Raw genomic sequence first — 14,625 nt, 5'->3', positions numbered from 1 at the left:
TTGTCTCCTTATAATTTGCACTGCAGTTTGATTATCTGCATTGCAGATTAGTTTAAGTGCCTGCTGTCCGCGTTGTCAACGCGTGGCGGCGTTTGACTGTGCCAGGAGGGCAAGTGAAGGAAGACCGTCATTTCGTTACCGCCCTGGCCAGGGGGCTGGACGTCCTGCGCTGCTTTACTGCCGAACACCGCGAACTCGGCAGCACCGAGATCGCGCGCATGCTGGGTTTGTCGCAATCCACGGTCTGGCGGCTTTGCTATACGCTGCAAAAGGCCGGCTACCTGGAGCCTGGTAACGACCCGGAACGATTGCGCGTGAGCCCCGGCGTACTGGCGCTGGGTTGCGCGGCGTTGTCCTATGGCGGAATCGCGGAGGTGGCGTTTCCCCGCATCACCGACATAGCCGACCGATTCGGTTCGTCGGTTTCCGTGGCAGCGCGGGATCAGCTGGACATGCGCATCCTGACCAGGGCCTCAGCCCCCACGATGCTGCGGCTGAATTTCCATGTGGGGTCTGCACTGCAGATCGAGCGCTCGGCTGTGGGGGCAGCCTATCTGGCGGCCTTGCCCGATGCAGAACGGGACGTCCTGCTTCAGATGCTCGAACAGGCCCGGCCTGAGGGCTGGGCCGAGCACCGGCGTTATCTCGACGAGTGCTTCGACACCTATCGCCGGCACGGCTACGTGCTGAACCTGCGCAGGTACCATCCGGACGTGAATGCGCTGGGTGTTGCGGTGGTCTCGCCCAACGGCAGGCGGGTGATGGCGATGAACTGCGGTGGCGCGAGTTCCATCATGACGCAGGAGAAGCTCGAGGGCCCCGTGGCGCAGGCCATGATGGAGCTCGCAGAGGAGCTATCCAGCATACTGATGGTGTGAGCCGGATGCCGCGGGCCGGGGCCGCGGCTTCAGCCCTTCTTTATCGCACTTGCGTGGCGAAAGCCCCCGCCGGCGATCTGCAGGCCGTCCCGGCGTTGGTGGAAATAGCGCCGGTTGAGGTCCGACGCATCGATGTCTTCCTCTACCTCGAATCCCGCGCGGGCCAGCAACTGCTGCAGCCGTTGCGGCGAGCAGCTGGACAGCCAGGGCTCGCCGCCGGCAGCCATGCCCTGGGCAACCGCCTGCATCATGAAGCATTCCATCGGGGGCAGGAGCGCGTCATCGAGCCGATAGTCCAGCACCAGCGTGCTGCCCGGCGCCAGCCCGCCCAGCGCATCGAGGATCCGGGAAACGCAGGCTTCGTCCAGGTAGACCAGCACGCCCAGAAGGGAGACGGACAGGGGCTGTTCCAGGCGGGCGCCGGCGCGGCGGAGGACGGCGACGGGATCGTCGCGGGTCAGGTCGCAGGATGCCCAGTGCAGGTGCGCCGGCGCCGTCCAGCCGTTGTCTGCGCACACTTGTCGCTTCCAGGCCTGCATGGCGGGCTGGTCGAGTTCGAAGACGTGCACGGCGGGCAGGGTATGGTGCGCCCGCCAGGCCCAGGTATCCAGCCCGGCGCCCAGCAGGGCGTACTGGCGGGTACCCGAGGCCACGGCGCGCAGCAGCCGGTCTTCGGCATGGCGCGTACGCGCCACGATGCCGGCGCGCAGGGAACGCGCCGCCACATCATTGTGCGCCAGCGGGTCCGCCAGCAGTGATGCGGCAGCCTGCGGGCCGAGCATGGGCAGCGCGTGCGCCTCGTCCAGGACGAGGGGGGCGTCGAGCAGGCGATGCAGGGCGCGCGCGGCGGCCACGCGCAGGGCGGACGGGCTGGGACAGGGGCTTGCGCCGGAATCGGGGTGCGTCATGGAGTGCCTCATGCAAGTGATGTGAAGCGCCAGCTTGAGGCCTGACGTTGCGTGAGGGTCAAGTGCCGGGGCCGTCCGGGACGCGGTCCAGGAAGGCCCGCAGCCTGTGCGAGACAAAATGTCCGTGCGCCAGGATGGGCTCCCGCTCATGGGCGGCACGCAGCTTCCCGGCGACCACGGGGTCGTGCCGGACAGTGCGCGCCAGCAGCTGCAGGTAGCGCTTTTTCAGCGCCTTTGCCGGCGCGCTGTCGGGGGGCGCGCCCGTGGCCAGCAGCGCTTCGCCGTCTTCGGCAAGGCGCTCCCAGGCCGGGCCGGTGGTCCCGTCCAGCTGCTGGAGTTCGTCCGAGGACAGGTGCCGTGCCAGGGCCTGCATGCGGGCACCCACGGCGTTTTCCAGGTAGGCCAGCAAGGCCGGTTCCAGGCCGGCATGCCGGGCAGTCTCGGGCGCCTCGCGGTGCATGCGAGTCCAGCGCAGTATGGTGCCGAGGTTTCCGCCGAATGCCTGCATGGCCAGGTTCATCCAGCGCTGCGCCAGGCGCTGCACGGCGGGCTCGCCGATGTCGGTCCGGGCCTGCATGCGCGCGGAAAGTTCCTCGGCCACCGGTTGCCAGCGCGGCCGTGCCCGCCGCCACGCCTCGAGCTGGCGGCGTATGCGCTGGCCGCGCAAGTGACGCTCGTAGTGCGCCACCAGCCGGCTCGCGTCAACCAGGTCGCTTTCGCCGGCGTCGTCACGCCGCAGCGTGTCGCGCAGCAGGGCCAGCGTCTCGATCCGCTGGTGCGTCTCGCGCAGCAGGCGTCGTGCTTCGCTGATCTGCCGTTCGACCAGGGCGCGGGTGGCCACGGGTCCGCGCGCCATGTGGTCGGCGATTTCCGGCAGGCTCAATCCCAGTTGCCTGAGGGCGAGCACGACATGCAGCCGCTGCACATCCTGGGGCAGGTACAGCCGGTATCCCGCTACGCTGCGCGCGCTGGGGCGCAGCAGGCCGATGGCGTCGTAGTGGTGCAGGGTCCGGACCGTGACGCCGGCCTGGCGGGCCAGTGCCCCGATGGTGATGCCAGGCGCCCGCGCCTGGAGTTGAGGTTCCTGCATGGTCCTAGAACGTATAGGAGATGCTCATGCCGGCGCTCCAGTTGCGCCCGGGCGCCGGTTCGAAGTAGCGGCCGTTGCCTTCGTTGACGATGACCGAGCCGACGTACTCGCGGTCGAACAGGTTGTCGACGCGGGCGTAGGCGTTCCATTCCCAGGGGCCGCGGCGCCACAGGTAGCCGGCGGACAGCGAGGCCACGAAGTAGCTGGGCGCGGCGTCGCTGTTGGCGTCGTCAACATAGACTTTGCTGAGGTAGCGGCCCTCGATGCCGGCGCGCCAGCCTTCCGGCGGCGCCCAGGCCAGCGCCCCATAGACCATCTGCCGGGCAATGCCGGGAATGCGCTTGCCGGAACGTATGTCGGTGCCATCGAGGTCGTCGCGGTAGCGCGCATCGATCCACGTATAGGCGAGGTCGGCGCGCCAGTCGGAAGCCAGGTTGCCGCTCCAGGCGGCCTCGAAGCCGTTGCGGCGGGTGCGTCCTCCATTGCGGAACGTGCCGCGGCCGTTGGTGCTGCCGGCGGAAACGATCTCGTCGCGGGTGTCGGTATGGAACACCGCCAGGGAGAGCAGGCCGCTGCCCAGCTCTGTCTTGATCCCGGCTTCGTAGTTGTTGCTGACCGCGGGCCGCAGGCCCAGGTTCAGGCCTGCGCCGCCGTCGGGGCGGTAGGAGGCTTCGTTGGTGGTGGGGGTCTCGAAGCCGCGGCCGTACGAGACATAGACGGAGGTCGACGGGCTGACCGCGTAGCGCAGTGCGCCCATGGGCAGCGCCTTGCGGTAGCGCGTCGAGCCGCTGTCGTCGCCGTTGGCGCCCTGGATGTAGTGGTCGTCGGACTCGAAGCTCACGGTGCTGTAGCGCAGCCCGGCGTCCAGCGTCCATTCCGGCAGGAAATTCCACGAGGCCTGGACATACGGGTCGAGGTTGTAGACCTCGTTGGTCTCGCTGCGGCGCAGGCGGCCCTTCACGCCCAGCGCGGAGGGCGCGGAGGCGGGGCCGGTGTAGTTCTCCCAGCCTTTGCGCTCCTCGCGCAGGGAGTCGTAGGCCAGTCCCCCTATCAGGGTGAAAGGCTGCCCCGCAAGGTCGAGCCGGGAAGTCCAGCGCAGGTCCATGCCGCCGTATTCGCGCTCCAGGCCGATGACGCCGCCGGCATGCAGCGGGCTCGCCTGCACGAAGGCGGGAATGGACTGGTACTGCGTCATCTCGCGCTGGCCGTAGTAGATCATCGCGCGCAGGTCGTTGTCGGCATCGATCTGCCGTTCGTACACCAGCCCGCCCTGGGTCTGCTGCACCGTCTTGCGCGTGTTGTACTGCTCGGCCTGCGGCGTGGCCTGGCGCGGATCCGCCTCATACTGCTCGCGCGTCAGCCCCAGGGGGTCCTGGGCCTTCAGGTCCACGCTGTTGCCGATCACGGTCAGGCGGCTGCGCTCGTCGAGCTGGATGCCCAGCTTGGCGTTGCCCAGGTTCTTGCGGGCGGCGCTATGGTCGCGGTAGCCATCGGTGGTGAACCGGGTCGCGTCCAGCACGTAGTCCACATCGCCGACCGCGGTGCCCGTGGCGCCGCTGGCTTTCATGCCGTAGCGGTAGGTGCCGTAGCTGCCGCCCGCCACGCTGGCCTGCACGCGCGGCGGCCGCTTGCCATCCTCGGTGTGCACCTGGATCACGCCACCCGACGAGTTGCCGTAGAGCGAGGAGAATGGACCGCGCAATACCTCGACCCGGGCGGCCGAGCCGATGTCGATGTTCGAGGTCTGGCCCTGGCCATCGGGCATGGTGGCAGGAATGCCGTCCACGTAGAGCCGTACGCCGCGGACGCCGAAGGTGGAACGTGCGCCGAAGCCGCGCACCGAGATCTGCAGGTCCTGCGCATAGTTCTGCCGGTTCTGGATCTGCAGGCCGGGCACGCTGCCCATGTTCTCGGAAAGATTGATCTGCAGCGAATCGGCGCGCAGGCGCGCGCCTTCCACGATGCTCACCGATGCCGGCGTGTCCAGCAGCGAGGTGTCGTAGCGGGTGCTGGTCACGACCACCGGCTGGAGCGTCTGCACCGGCCCCTGCGCGTAGGCAGCCGGGGTGGCCAGTCCCAGCGTTCCCTGCAGCGCCAGCCATGTCCACGCTCCGGGCCGGGCGAGAGGGATGGCGTTGCGGCGGGTGGCAGGGTGGGGCATCGCTGCGTCGAAATGGCCGGAGAGGTTTTTGCCTGCGTCTTTCCCGCTGACTGTACGGCAGGCGGGGGGGGGACGCGAAAGAGGACGCCCATGTGGCGTCCCCCAGGCATTGCGGCCCCGGATTCCGCGGGCCGGCAATGCGTCAGCTATTGGAGTCGTACCTATGATAGCTGATCGATCCTCTTCACCGGTCGCGTCCGCCGCCTTGGCCGCCACCGCGGGGCTCTGCGCGGCGTTGCTCGCGCTGGGGTTGCGAGGGCCGCCGCTCCGCGGCCTGCCGTTGCTGCGCCTGTTGCTGGCGGCGTTCCATCGTCTGCTGCTGCTGACGCCGTTGCTCCTGTTGCTGGCGCTGCTGCATCTGCTGCTGCTGACGGCGGGACTGTTCCTGCTGCTGCTGTTGCTGCTGCCGGCGGGCTTGTTCCTGCTGCTGGCGGCCTTGTTCCTGCTGACGTTGCTGTGCCTGCTGCTGTTCCCGGCGAGCCCGTTCCTGCTGTTGCTGGCGGCCTTGTTCCTGCTGGCGTTGCTGCGCCTGCTGCTGTTCCCGGCGGGCCCGTTCCTGCTGTTGCTGGCGGCCCTGCTCCTGCTGGCGTTGTTGCGCCTGCTGCTGCTTCCGCCGCGCTTCGTCCTGCTGCTGGCGTGCCTGTTCTTGCTCGCGTTGCGGCTGCTGCCGCTGCTGGGCCTCACGTTGCTGGGCCTCACGTTGCTGCCGTTGCCGGGCGTCCTGTTGCTCCTGCTGGGCGCGCTCCCTTTCCTGCCGGGAGGCGTTGTCGCGTTCGTTGCCGGCACGCTGCGCGTCGTTGCGCTCCTGCCCGGGATTGCGCGGGTCCGTACGGTTGGCGTTGTTGTCCGGGCGGGCATTGTTGCGATCCGCCGTGTCGCCATTGCCGGGCCGGCCGTCCTCGCGGCGGTCGCCGTTCTGGCGGTCACCCGGGCGCTCATTGCGGTCGCGGCGGTCGGGCTGGCCGTCCTGCCGATTTTCCACCACGGTGCGCGGCGGCCGGCCCTTGTTGTGTTCGGCGAACTGGTTGCGGTCGCGCGCCGCCTCGCGTATGCGTTCTTCCTGCTCGCGGGTGAGCGCAACGCGGCGTTCGCGTTCGGCTTCGCGTTCCTCGCGGGTGGGCTGGTAGCGGACGCCATCCCGCCCGCCGTTGTAGCTGACGCGACGCCTGTCTATGTTGTTGACCACGACCTTGCGCTGGTAGACGTTGGTGACGCGGGTGACGTTGATGTTGTTGACTTCGCGGTTGTAGTAGAAGCGGTCGCGGTTCCAGTAGCCGCCGTGGTAGCCGCGGCCGACATAGCCGTAGCCATAGTTGATGCCGCCGTAGTAGCCCACGCGGCGGCCCCAGTAGCCGGGATGCCAACGGTAGACGTTGCCGACATAGGCCCAGTATCCCGGCGTCCATAGCGCGCCCACGAACGGCGGCCGCACCCAGGAGCCCGGCACCCAGTAATAGCCTCCCTGGCTGACCGCCCAGTAGCCGGGGGTCCAGATGTAGCCCGGGCCGGGGATCATGGGCTGGCTGTATTCCGGCAGCGGCGGAGGCGGGGAATTCCAGGCATTGACGCCGATGCTGATGGAGACGTCGGCCATGGCCGGCATGGGCACGGCCATGGCTCCGGTCAGTGCGCCTGCGATCAGCACGCTGGCGGACAGGCGTTTGAGCTTGTTCATGTCGGTCTCCTGACGGGAACGTTCAGTACCCGTAGTAGAAGTACGGCGCCGGGTAGTAGTACACCGGCGGGCCGGGGCGATGATGGTAGTGGTGGGCCGGACGGGCTGGCACCACCACGCATCCGGCCAATGTGGCGGCCATGACCAGCAGTGCAGCTATCGTTTTCATGACGGTCGCTCCTTCCGTACGGCGCGCAGGGTTTCGCACGCTCGTCTCAATTTAGGCACGGCCCGCCACGGCGAGTTCGTCTTTGTAATCGCTTTGAAATCGGTGAATGGTGACGAAAGGGGTTATTTGTGACGGTCTGTTCTGCGCGCCGCGGCCCGCTTCCTGCAGGACGCAGGTGGGGCGACGATGCAAATTGCAAGGCTGCGTAAGCGGAGCCTACGTGCGCGCCGCGTCCGTGCCGGGATGAGCGGTCGGCTTCAGCGCGGCGGCTTCAGCGGCAGCATCCTGCGATAGCCGTCGGGCAGCGGATGGGCTGCATGTTCTGCCGCCAGGCTTGCGAGCCGTTGCGCGAGCGATGCGGGAAAAGGCGTGGCCCGCCTGGTGTCGAGGTTCACGTGCAGCGAGAGCTGTTCCATGGTGGCCGCCACATAGCCGTCCCGGGTCTGGATGAGTTCCATCAGGCAAAGCAGCCGCTTGTCGTCCGACTCGAGCACGCGCAGGCGCAGCATGAGCGGATCGCCTGCCAGCACCTCGCGCAGGTAGGCCACGTGAATGTTCATGGTGTAGGCGCCGCAACGCGTGGCCGCAGTGTAGTCCAGCCCCACGCCGAGCTGGCGCATCAGTTCGAAGCCCACGCGGTCAAAGACGCCGACATAGTGGGCGGCGTTCATGTGGCCGTATTCGTCGATCCAGGCGGGGTCGACGGAGAGTGTGGTGTGCGGTAGGGATTGCATGGGAGCGTCAGGGCAGAAGGGCAGCAGGGGATGATTCGCGCCGCGGCTGCATGACGGGATTTCGTTCCGGCCGCGATGCGCCATCGTAGCGCGATGTGCCCCGGCGCGCCGATATCGCCGGATGGAGCTTGCCGCCCGGCGATACGCCAGCGACCATGATGTCTAGCGGGCCGGCTTGCCGCGCGGGCTCTTGCGGGGTGCGGCGCGCGGGGTCTCCCTGGGCGCCGGCGCGAGCGCGTCCTGCAGCGGTTCCAGCCAGGCCAGCGCATCGACGTACGAGAGGAAGTGCTGCAGGTATGCCGGCGAGACTTCCCGCATGAGCGACAGCGAACGATGCACGAGGTGGCTGGAGTTGAGCGGGCCGGCATTGTCGGGAACCTGTTCCTGCGAATGGCGCAGCTGCCTGTCGGCGCTGAGGCGGGCCCAGGTCTTGCGGAAGTCGTCCAGCCAGACGGACTCGGGGTACGACGCGCGGGGATCGGGGCCCTGGCCGGGGGCGCGAGGCTGGCTGGCCATGTGGCCGAGCAGTTGAGACAGGACGCCCGGCGACGCGCGGCGCGGCGGGTCGGACGGCTGCGGCGCCCCGCCGGCCTCCAGGCCCAGGCGATAGTCGTCCAGCAGCTGCGCCAGCCGCGCTTCGAGCCTGCGCCGGGCCGGGCCTTGGTGCTGCGAGGCACGGCGGGCCAGCGCTTCGATGAAACGGAAGCGGACCGGATCGACGCGATCGGCGCCAGATTCGCGCCAGGAGGCAAGCGTGGCTTCGACGCTAGTCAAGCGCAGCCTCCTTCTGCTGCGCCGACGGCCGGGGAACGGGGGCGATTTCCACCCGGCGATTGCGCGCACGTCCGGCTTCATCGGCGTTGGAGGCCACGGGCTGTTGCGCACCGAAGGCGGCGGCGAACACCGACGAGGCCGGGATGCCGGCATCGACCAGCGCGCGCGTCACGGTCAGCGCACGCTGGGCGGAGAGGTCCCAGTTGTCGGCAAAGCGCCGGTTGGTCTCGTGCACCGGCTGGTCGTCGGTGAAGCCGCTCACCATGAGGATTTCATCGCGGGCCTGCAGGTACCCGGCCAGCGGCTGGACCAGGCTCTGCAGGACCTCGCGTCCTTCGGGCTGCAGCTGGTCGGAGTTCAGCGCGAACAGCACGCTGCCGCTGATGCCGATGCGGCCGTCGGTGAGCGTGACCCGGCCTGCCGCCAGCGGCGCGGCCAATGCCTGTTCCAGCGTCTCGCGACGATGGGTTTCCTCCTGCCGCTGCCGGACCTCCTCGTCGAGGCGCGTGGCGAGTTCGAGCTGCATGGCGACGATGCCCACCAGGATCAGCACGAATGCGCCGAGCATCACCGACATCAGGTCGCCAAAGACGGCCCAGGTCGGCGCAGCGGGTTCCAGGCCGGTGTCGAGGTCGTCGTTCATGCGGCGTCGCTGTCGGCCGGCGCCCGCTGCACGGCGAGCTGCTGCAGGTCTTCGAGTATCTGCTTCTGCGACAGCATGCTCAGGTCCACGACTTCGCGGGCCTGGGCCACGTAATAGGCCAGTTGCTCATCGCTGCGCGTCATGGATTTCTCCAGCGCGGCTTCGATGCGCTGCAGGTGGTCCAGCAGCTTCTCGTTCGATTCGCTGAAGATCTGCACGGCCGTGCCGAAGGCTTCGCCGAGGCTGGCCACTTCGACCGCGCTGCCGGTGACCTGGGCCGCGACCTCCGCCAGTTTCCCGGTTTCGGCGCCGACCTTGTCGGCCAGCTGCGTCCCGACCCGGTCGAGCAGCTCGGCCGAAGTGGAGACCAGCGCATCCACTGCGCTGCGCTGCTCGGTGGATGCATTGTTCACCGCATCCAGCAGCGTGCCCAGCGTCTCCAGCAGGCGGTTGCGTTCTTCCAGCATGGCGTTGTCGCGGGCCATGCCCTCGGTAAGCTTCTGGCGCAATTCCCCAATGACGTCGGCGGCGGCCTTGGGCGCTTCCACGGCGGCCTGCACCAGCTGGCGCACTTCGGCGATGGTGCTGCTGGCCTGCTCCCGGGTCTGGGACGACAGCTCGCTCGCGGTGCGCGCCAGCATGTCGCAGATCTCCTGCTGGCGGCCGGCCGCCTGCAGCGTTGCCTGCTCCCATTCCTGGCGCAGTCTCGCGGCCATGTCGTCGAGGGAGCCGGTCCAGGCGGCCAGCCGCTGCTCGTCCTTCGCGGCCAGGTCGGCCTGCAGGGCCAGCGCGGTGCGGGGCGCTTCGCCGGCGGCCTGCACCAGGCGGTCGATCTCGGCCAGCGTGGCGCGTGCATGTTCCTGCGCCTGCGAGGCGACGGCATCGGCGGTGCGGGCCAGCATGTCGCAGATCTCCTGCTGGCGGGCGGCCGCCTGCCGTGTCGCCTGCTCCCACTCCTGGCGCAGCGTCGCGGCCATGTCGCCGAGGGATCCGGTCCAGGCGGCCAGGCGTTGTTCGTCGCGCACTGCGAGTTCCGTCTGCAGCTCGGCGTGCGACTGGCTGATGCTGCGCAGCAGCGAGGCCGTATGGTGTTCCAGCGTGCCTGCCGTGGCGGCCAGGGCCAGCCGGCTCTCCTCGGCCAATCTGCCGCTGGCCTGCTCCTGCCGCGCCAGGGCGTCGTTCCAGGCGGCCGAGACATTGCCGGCCGCGGTTTCGAGGCGGCGCGATATGCCTTCGAGCAATTCGGCGGAACGCTGCTCGAAGGTTTCCGCATAGCGCTGGAGCGCGCTGCGCAGGTCTTGCGCCATGGTTTCGCTGGTGCGCTGCTGGCCTGCCAGGGCCTGGTTCCAGGTTTCCGCCACTTTGCCGGTCGTGGCTTCGAAGCGGCCCGCCATGCCGTCGAGCTGCCGCTGCAGGGCCCGGCCTATGGTGTCGTGCCAGGCCGAGGCCTCGCGCGCGAGGGCCGACATGGTGGCTTCCACGGCCGGCTGGATCGCCTCGCCCGCGGCACGCGCGCTATGCGCGGCGCTGGCCTGCATGGATTGCTCCACCGACGCGAGCAGCCGGGCGTAGGCGGCCTCGGTCTTGCCGTGGAAGGCCTCCTGGCTGGCGAGCAGGCGCTCGTTCAGGGTCCGGCTCTGCAGCTCCAGTGCCGTGGTCATGGCCTGCAGGCGATCCACCAGCAAGGGCATGACGTCCGCCTGCTTCTGCAGCAGCCTGAATGCCTCCTCGCGCTGGTGCGGGCGCGAATGGGGGCGCAGCGAGGTGGCGATGGCGGCATCCAGCCGTTGCGCCGCCCTGAAGCGCTCGCGCCGGGACAATGCCGAGAGCAGGCCCAGCGCGGCGGAGCTCGCGACGCCGGCGATCGAGGTGCCGAACGCAAATCCCAGGCCCTGGACCGGCGCCGCCAGCGAGGCGCGGATGGCCTGCAGGTCCGTCGCGCTCTGCAATGCGGCGCCGGTGCCGCGCAGCGTGGCGACCATGCCCAGGAAGGTGCCCAGCATGCCCAGCAGCACCAGCAGGCCGACGAGGTAGGGTGTGAGCACCGGCCCGGGCAGGCCCGCGCGCTCGCCTTCAATGCGCAGGCGCACCGCGTTGCGCAGTCCGGGAGGCAGGCTGTCGAGCCAGGCCTGCAGGCCCGAAGGCGGCGTGGACAAGCCCGCCAGGGAACGTTCCAGGGCGGCATTGGCCCGCTGGTGGCGCTGCAGTTCCAGGGCGCCCGCCAGGTAGAAGGCGCCGATGAGCGCCGTGACGGCCAGCGCTAGCGGGTTGGACCCGGCATAACCGGCTCCGATCCAGCACACGGCGGCCAGACCCGCGACGAAGACAGCAAGAGGAATGAGATATCTGGTCATGGTGTTCTGGTTAGCTGGCGCGAAGGGCCGCAAGCAGTCCTTCCACCGGTTGTAGGCGCACGTCCAGCTCGGCGAGCAGCACGCTGCGCATGTCCTTGCGGAACAGCTCGACCCATGCGTCCGGCGCGGGCGCAGCCGCCGCATCCGGCCCGGCAGCTTCCGGTTCGGTTTCCCGGGCCGCCTGCCGCAGGCGTTCGAAATGCTTCTCGAGCAGGGCGGGGGCGCTGGCCAGCAGGGCCCGCTCGCGCGCGCCCAGCACCCGCTCCATCACGGCGTCCACGACGGCCAGCCGTGTCGCTTCGGAGGCTTTTGCCGCCAGCCCCGAGCGCAGGCGGCTGCGCAGGCCGGCGATCTCCGTCTCCATGGTCTTCTGCAGCAGCAGGTAGCACTGGCGGAAATCCGCGTAGCCGATCCTGGGCTCGCGGGCAGGCTTGCGCAACGCCACCCGCGCGTTGTCGCGGCGCCGGCCGGCCGCGGACGTGTCTGCGGCGATGGCCTGCACCAGATAGCGCCGCACACGCGCGTATTCGCGTTCCTCTTCGGCGGCGGACGCGCGCGAGCCGGCCGGCACGGGAGGCGGCGTGCCGTCCAGCGCCGAGGCCAATGCGATGGCATCGGCCCAGCCCAGCCACAGGCTGAGGCGGTCGGAAGTCGAATGCGGGGATCGGCCGGCCTCGACCTCTCCCAGCCGGGCCAGCAGGCGGGTGAGGGCCGGGCCGCTCGGACCGGTGCGCGGTGGTACTAGCGCCATACCACTCGTGTCAAAAATCCAGGAGTTTACACGCGCAGGGCGGGATGCCGAGGGCCTGCCGGGGTATGGCGGGGCGAGGCCGCGGGCCCCGCCCACCGGGATCGAGGCGGCGTCCCTGCGCGCGGCCAACGGGGTCTGTGGGACCATCAGATTCGCGAATTCTCGTAAGACGATATTATTGACTGTTGAGAGTATTGTCTGAAATGATGCGCGAAACCAGGACAGCCGGGCATCCGGACCTCCGCCGGCCCTGGGCCGGCGTGCGCGTGCACGCCGCTTCCCCCACCGTACGAAGAGGAATCCATGGCAGACACACCCGAAACCGAAACCCGCGCCCTGTTCGAGAAAGGCCTGTCCCTGCGCCGGGAAGTGCTGGGCGCCGAATACGTGGACGGGTCGCTGGCGCGCGCCAACGAGTTCATGATGGCGTTCCAGCACATCACCACGGAATGGTGCTGGGGCTATGCCTGGGGGCGCCCGGGCCTGGAGAAGAAGACGCGCAGCATCATCAACCTGGCCATGCTGACCGCGCTCAACCGCCCCGCCGAGATCCGCCTGCACGTCAAGGGCGCGCTGAACAACGGCGTCACCGTGGACGAGATCAAGGAGATCCTGCTGCAGGCCACGGTCTACTGCGGCATACCGGCAGGCCTGGATGCGTTCAAGGTGGCCAACCAGGTGCTCGAGGAAGAGGGCGCCTTCAAGGAGGCGGGCCAATGAGCGCGCCCGCTCCCGCCCTGGCCGTGGGCGTGGTGGGCATAGGCAGCATGGGATGGCCGATGGCCGCCCGGCTGGTGCAGGCCGGCCATCAGGTCTGCGTCTACGACGCGGTGGACGGGCAGGCTTCGCGCTTCGCCGCCGAGGTCGGCGGCGTGGCGGCCGGATCCTGCCGCGAGCTGGCCGCCCGAAGCGACATGGTGGTCACCATGCTGCCCACGAGCGCCATCGTCGGCCAGGTCCTGCAGGGCGCGGACGGCGTGCTGGCCGGGCTGCGACGCGGCGCCGTCGTGATAGAAATGAGCTCGGGCGTGCCCGCCCGCACGCAGGCGCTGGCCACCGAGGTGGCGGCGGCCGGCGGCGAACTGGTGGATGCTCCGGTTTCGGGGGGCGTGCCGCGGGCGCGCACCGGCGAGCTGGCCATCATGTTCGGCGGTCCGGCGCAGACGCTGGAGCGGGTCAGGCCGGTGCTGCAGGCCATGGGCACCTCCATTCTCCATACCGGCGCAGTCGGGTCGGCGCACGCCATGAAGGCGCTCAACAACCTGGTGTCGGCGGGCGGATTCCTGATCGGCGTGGAGGCCATGCTGATCGGCCAGCAGTTCGGCCTGGACCCCGAAGTGGTCGTCGACGTGCTGAATGCTTCTACGGGCATGAACAACTCGACGCAGAAGAAATTCAAGCAGTTCGTGCTCTCGCGCCAGTTCAATTCCGGCTTCGGGCTGGACCTCATGGTGAAGGACCTGAGCATCGCGCTGGGCATCGCCGCCGACACGGGCACCCCCACCCCGTTCGCGTCGCTGTGCCGCGAACTCTGGGCGGCCGCCGGCAAGTCGTTGGGTACAGGGCAGGACCACACCGCCGTCGCCAGGCTGTGCGAACAACTGGCCGGCGTGGAGCTCGGGTCCGGGCCCCGGGCCTAGATTGCATTGCAGCCATGCAAGCCCCTCTGTAAACTCGACTGGCAGGTGCCCGCGGACGGGCGCCCGCTTGCTCGGCATGGGATGCTGCGCGGGTAACATGGCGGAAATCTTCGTGCCACGAATGCAGGTTCCCCAGCGTACCTTATACGGAGCACGGCCATGTCCAAGTATCTCGAGGTCCTCACGCCGCAGAACTGCCAGCTCATCTTCATCGACCAGCAGCCGCAGATGGCATTCGGCGTGCAGTCGATCGACCGCCAGACATTGAAGAACAACGTGGTGGGCCTGGCCAAGGCGGCCAAGGCGTTCAACATCCCCACCACCATCACCACCGTCGAGACCGACGGCTTTTCCGGCAACACCTATCCGGAGCTGCTCGGGGTGTTCCCGGACCACCCGATCCTCGAGCGCACCTCCATGAACTCCTGGGACGACCAGAACGTGCGCGACGCGCTGGCCGCCAACGGCCGCAAGAAGGTCGTGGTGTCCGGCCTCTGGACCGAAGTCTGCAACACCACCTTCGCGCTGTGCGCGATGCTGGAAGGCGGCTACGAGATCTACATGGTGGCCGACGCGTCGGGCGGCACCTCGGTGGATGCGCACAAGTACGCCATGGACCGCATGGTGCAGGCGGGGGCCGTGCCCATGACCTGGCAGCAGGTCATGCTGGAGTGGCAGCGCGACTGGGCGCGCAAGGAAACCTACGACGCGGTGACCGGCATCGTCAAGGAGCACTCGGGCGCCTATGGCATGGGCATCGACTATGCGGTCACCCACGTGCACAAGGGTCCGGAGCGGGTGCAGCATGGCGAGCGCATCGGCCCCAATCCCGCCAGGTAGCCGCGCGC

The 14,625-nt window shown here is 68.9% G+C and carries 14 protein-coding genes; 4 read left to right on the top strand and 10 right to left on the bottom strand.

What is annotated here, in order from left to right; translation table 11 throughout:
* Positions 1 to 113 precede the first annotated feature (113 nt).
* Positions 114 to 878: an IclR family transcriptional regulator gene (locus ACYBYQ_RS16680; RefSeq protein WP_459615556.1), complete on the top strand. Its 765-nt coding sequence runs from the start codon at positions 114 to 116 to the stop codon at positions 876 to 878.
* Between the two features lie 29 nt (positions 879 to 907).
* Here ACYBYQ_RS16680 and ACYBYQ_RS16675 read toward each other — a convergent pair whose 3' ends face one another.
* The 10 genes from ACYBYQ_RS16675 to ACYBYQ_RS16630 form a co-directional block, all read right to left on the bottom strand.
* A complete protein-coding gene (locus ACYBYQ_RS16675) occupies positions 908 to 1,786 on the bottom strand; it encodes a class I SAM-dependent methyltransferase (RefSeq protein ID WP_459615554.1) in 879 nt (292 codons plus the stop codon).
* 58 nt (positions 1,787 to 1,844) lie between these two features.
* A complete protein-coding gene (locus tag ACYBYQ_RS16670; protein ID WP_459615552.1) occupies positions 1,845 to 2,876 on the bottom strand; it encodes a MerR family transcriptional regulator in 1,032 nt (343 codons plus the stop codon).
* Between the two features lie 4 nt (positions 2,877 to 2,880).
* Positions 2,881 to 5,037, bottom strand: coding sequence for a TonB-dependent receptor domain-containing protein (locus ACYBYQ_RS16665; protein WP_459615550.1), 2,157 nt, complete (start codon positions 5,035 to 5,037; stop codon positions 2,881 to 2,883).
* Between the two features lie 184 nt (positions 5,038 to 5,221).
* Positions 5,222 to 6,712 (bottom strand): YXWGXW repeat-containing protein, encoded by a 1,491-nt coding sequence (locus tag ACYBYQ_RS16660; RefSeq protein ID WP_459615548.1) that lies wholly within the window; start codon positions 6,710 to 6,712, stop codon positions 5,222 to 5,224.
* 22 nt (positions 6,713 to 6,734) lie between these two features.
* Complete coding sequence (locus ACYBYQ_RS16655) at positions 6,735 to 6,881, bottom strand: hypothetical protein (protein ID WP_459618841.1); 147 nt, start codon at positions 6,879 to 6,881, stop codon at positions 6,735 to 6,737.
* Between the two features lie 257 nt (positions 6,882 to 7,138).
* Positions 7,139 to 7,615, bottom strand: a complete 477-nt coding sequence (locus tag ACYBYQ_RS16650; RefSeq protein WP_459615546.1) for a thioesterase family protein — start codon at positions 7,613 to 7,615, stop codon at positions 7,139 to 7,141.
* Between the two features lie 162 nt (positions 7,616 to 7,777).
* Positions 7,778 to 8,389 carry a DUF2894 domain-containing protein gene (locus ACYBYQ_RS16645; RefSeq protein WP_459615544.1) on the bottom strand — a complete coding sequence of 204 codons (612 nt, stop codon included), beginning with the start codon at positions 8,387 to 8,389 and terminating at the stop codon, positions 7,778 to 7,780.
* The gene (locus tag ACYBYQ_RS16640; protein WP_459615542.1) at positions 8,382 to 9,032 is read right to left on the bottom strand and encodes an OmpA family protein; all 651 of its coding nucleotides are present in this window, start codon (positions 9,030 to 9,032) and stop codon (positions 8,382 to 8,384) included. Before ACYBYQ_RS16640 ends, ACYBYQ_RS16645 begins: the two co-directional genes overlap by 8 nt.
* Complete coding sequence (locus ACYBYQ_RS16635; RefSeq protein ID WP_459615541.1) at positions 9,029 to 11,386, bottom strand: DUF802 domain-containing protein; 2,358 nt, start codon at positions 11,384 to 11,386, stop codon at positions 9,029 to 9,031. Before ACYBYQ_RS16635 ends, ACYBYQ_RS16640 begins: the two co-directional genes overlap by 4 nt.
* 10 nt (positions 11,387 to 11,396) lie before the next feature.
* Positions 11,397 to 12,137: a DUF3348 domain-containing protein gene (locus ACYBYQ_RS16630; RefSeq protein WP_459615539.1), complete on the bottom strand. Its 741-nt coding sequence runs from the start codon at positions 12,135 to 12,137 to the stop codon at positions 11,397 to 11,399.
* Positions 12,138 to 12,440: 303 nt separating this feature from the next.
* On the opposite strand from ACYBYQ_RS16630, the gene ACYBYQ_RS16625 reads away from it, so the two are divergent.
* The 3 genes from ACYBYQ_RS16625 (at position 12,441) to ACYBYQ_RS16615 (ending at position 14,617) form a co-directional block, all read left to right on the top strand.
* Positions 12,441 to 12,857, top strand: a complete 417-nt coding sequence (locus ACYBYQ_RS16625; protein WP_459615537.1) for a carboxymuconolactone decarboxylase family protein — start codon at positions 12,441 to 12,443, stop codon at positions 12,855 to 12,857.
* Entirely contained in the window at positions 12,854 to 13,777 is a 924-nt protein-coding gene (locus tag ACYBYQ_RS16620) for an NAD(P)-dependent oxidoreductase (protein ID WP_459615535.1), read from the top strand. The genes ACYBYQ_RS16625 and ACYBYQ_RS16620 overlap by 4 nt, the downstream gene beginning before the upstream one ends.
* Positions 13,778 to 13,936: 159 nt before the next feature.
* Entirely contained in the window at positions 13,937 to 14,617 is a 681-nt protein-coding gene (locus ACYBYQ_RS16615) for a hydrolase (RefSeq protein ID WP_459615533.1), read from the top strand.
* The last annotated feature ends 8 nt before the right edge of the window (positions 14,618 to 14,625 follow it).

Source organism: Bordetella sp. 2513F2, from assembly GCF_054642735.1.
The sequence above is the reverse complement of the archived record's forward strand: the minus strand, read 5'-3'. Positions and strand labels throughout refer to the sequence as shown.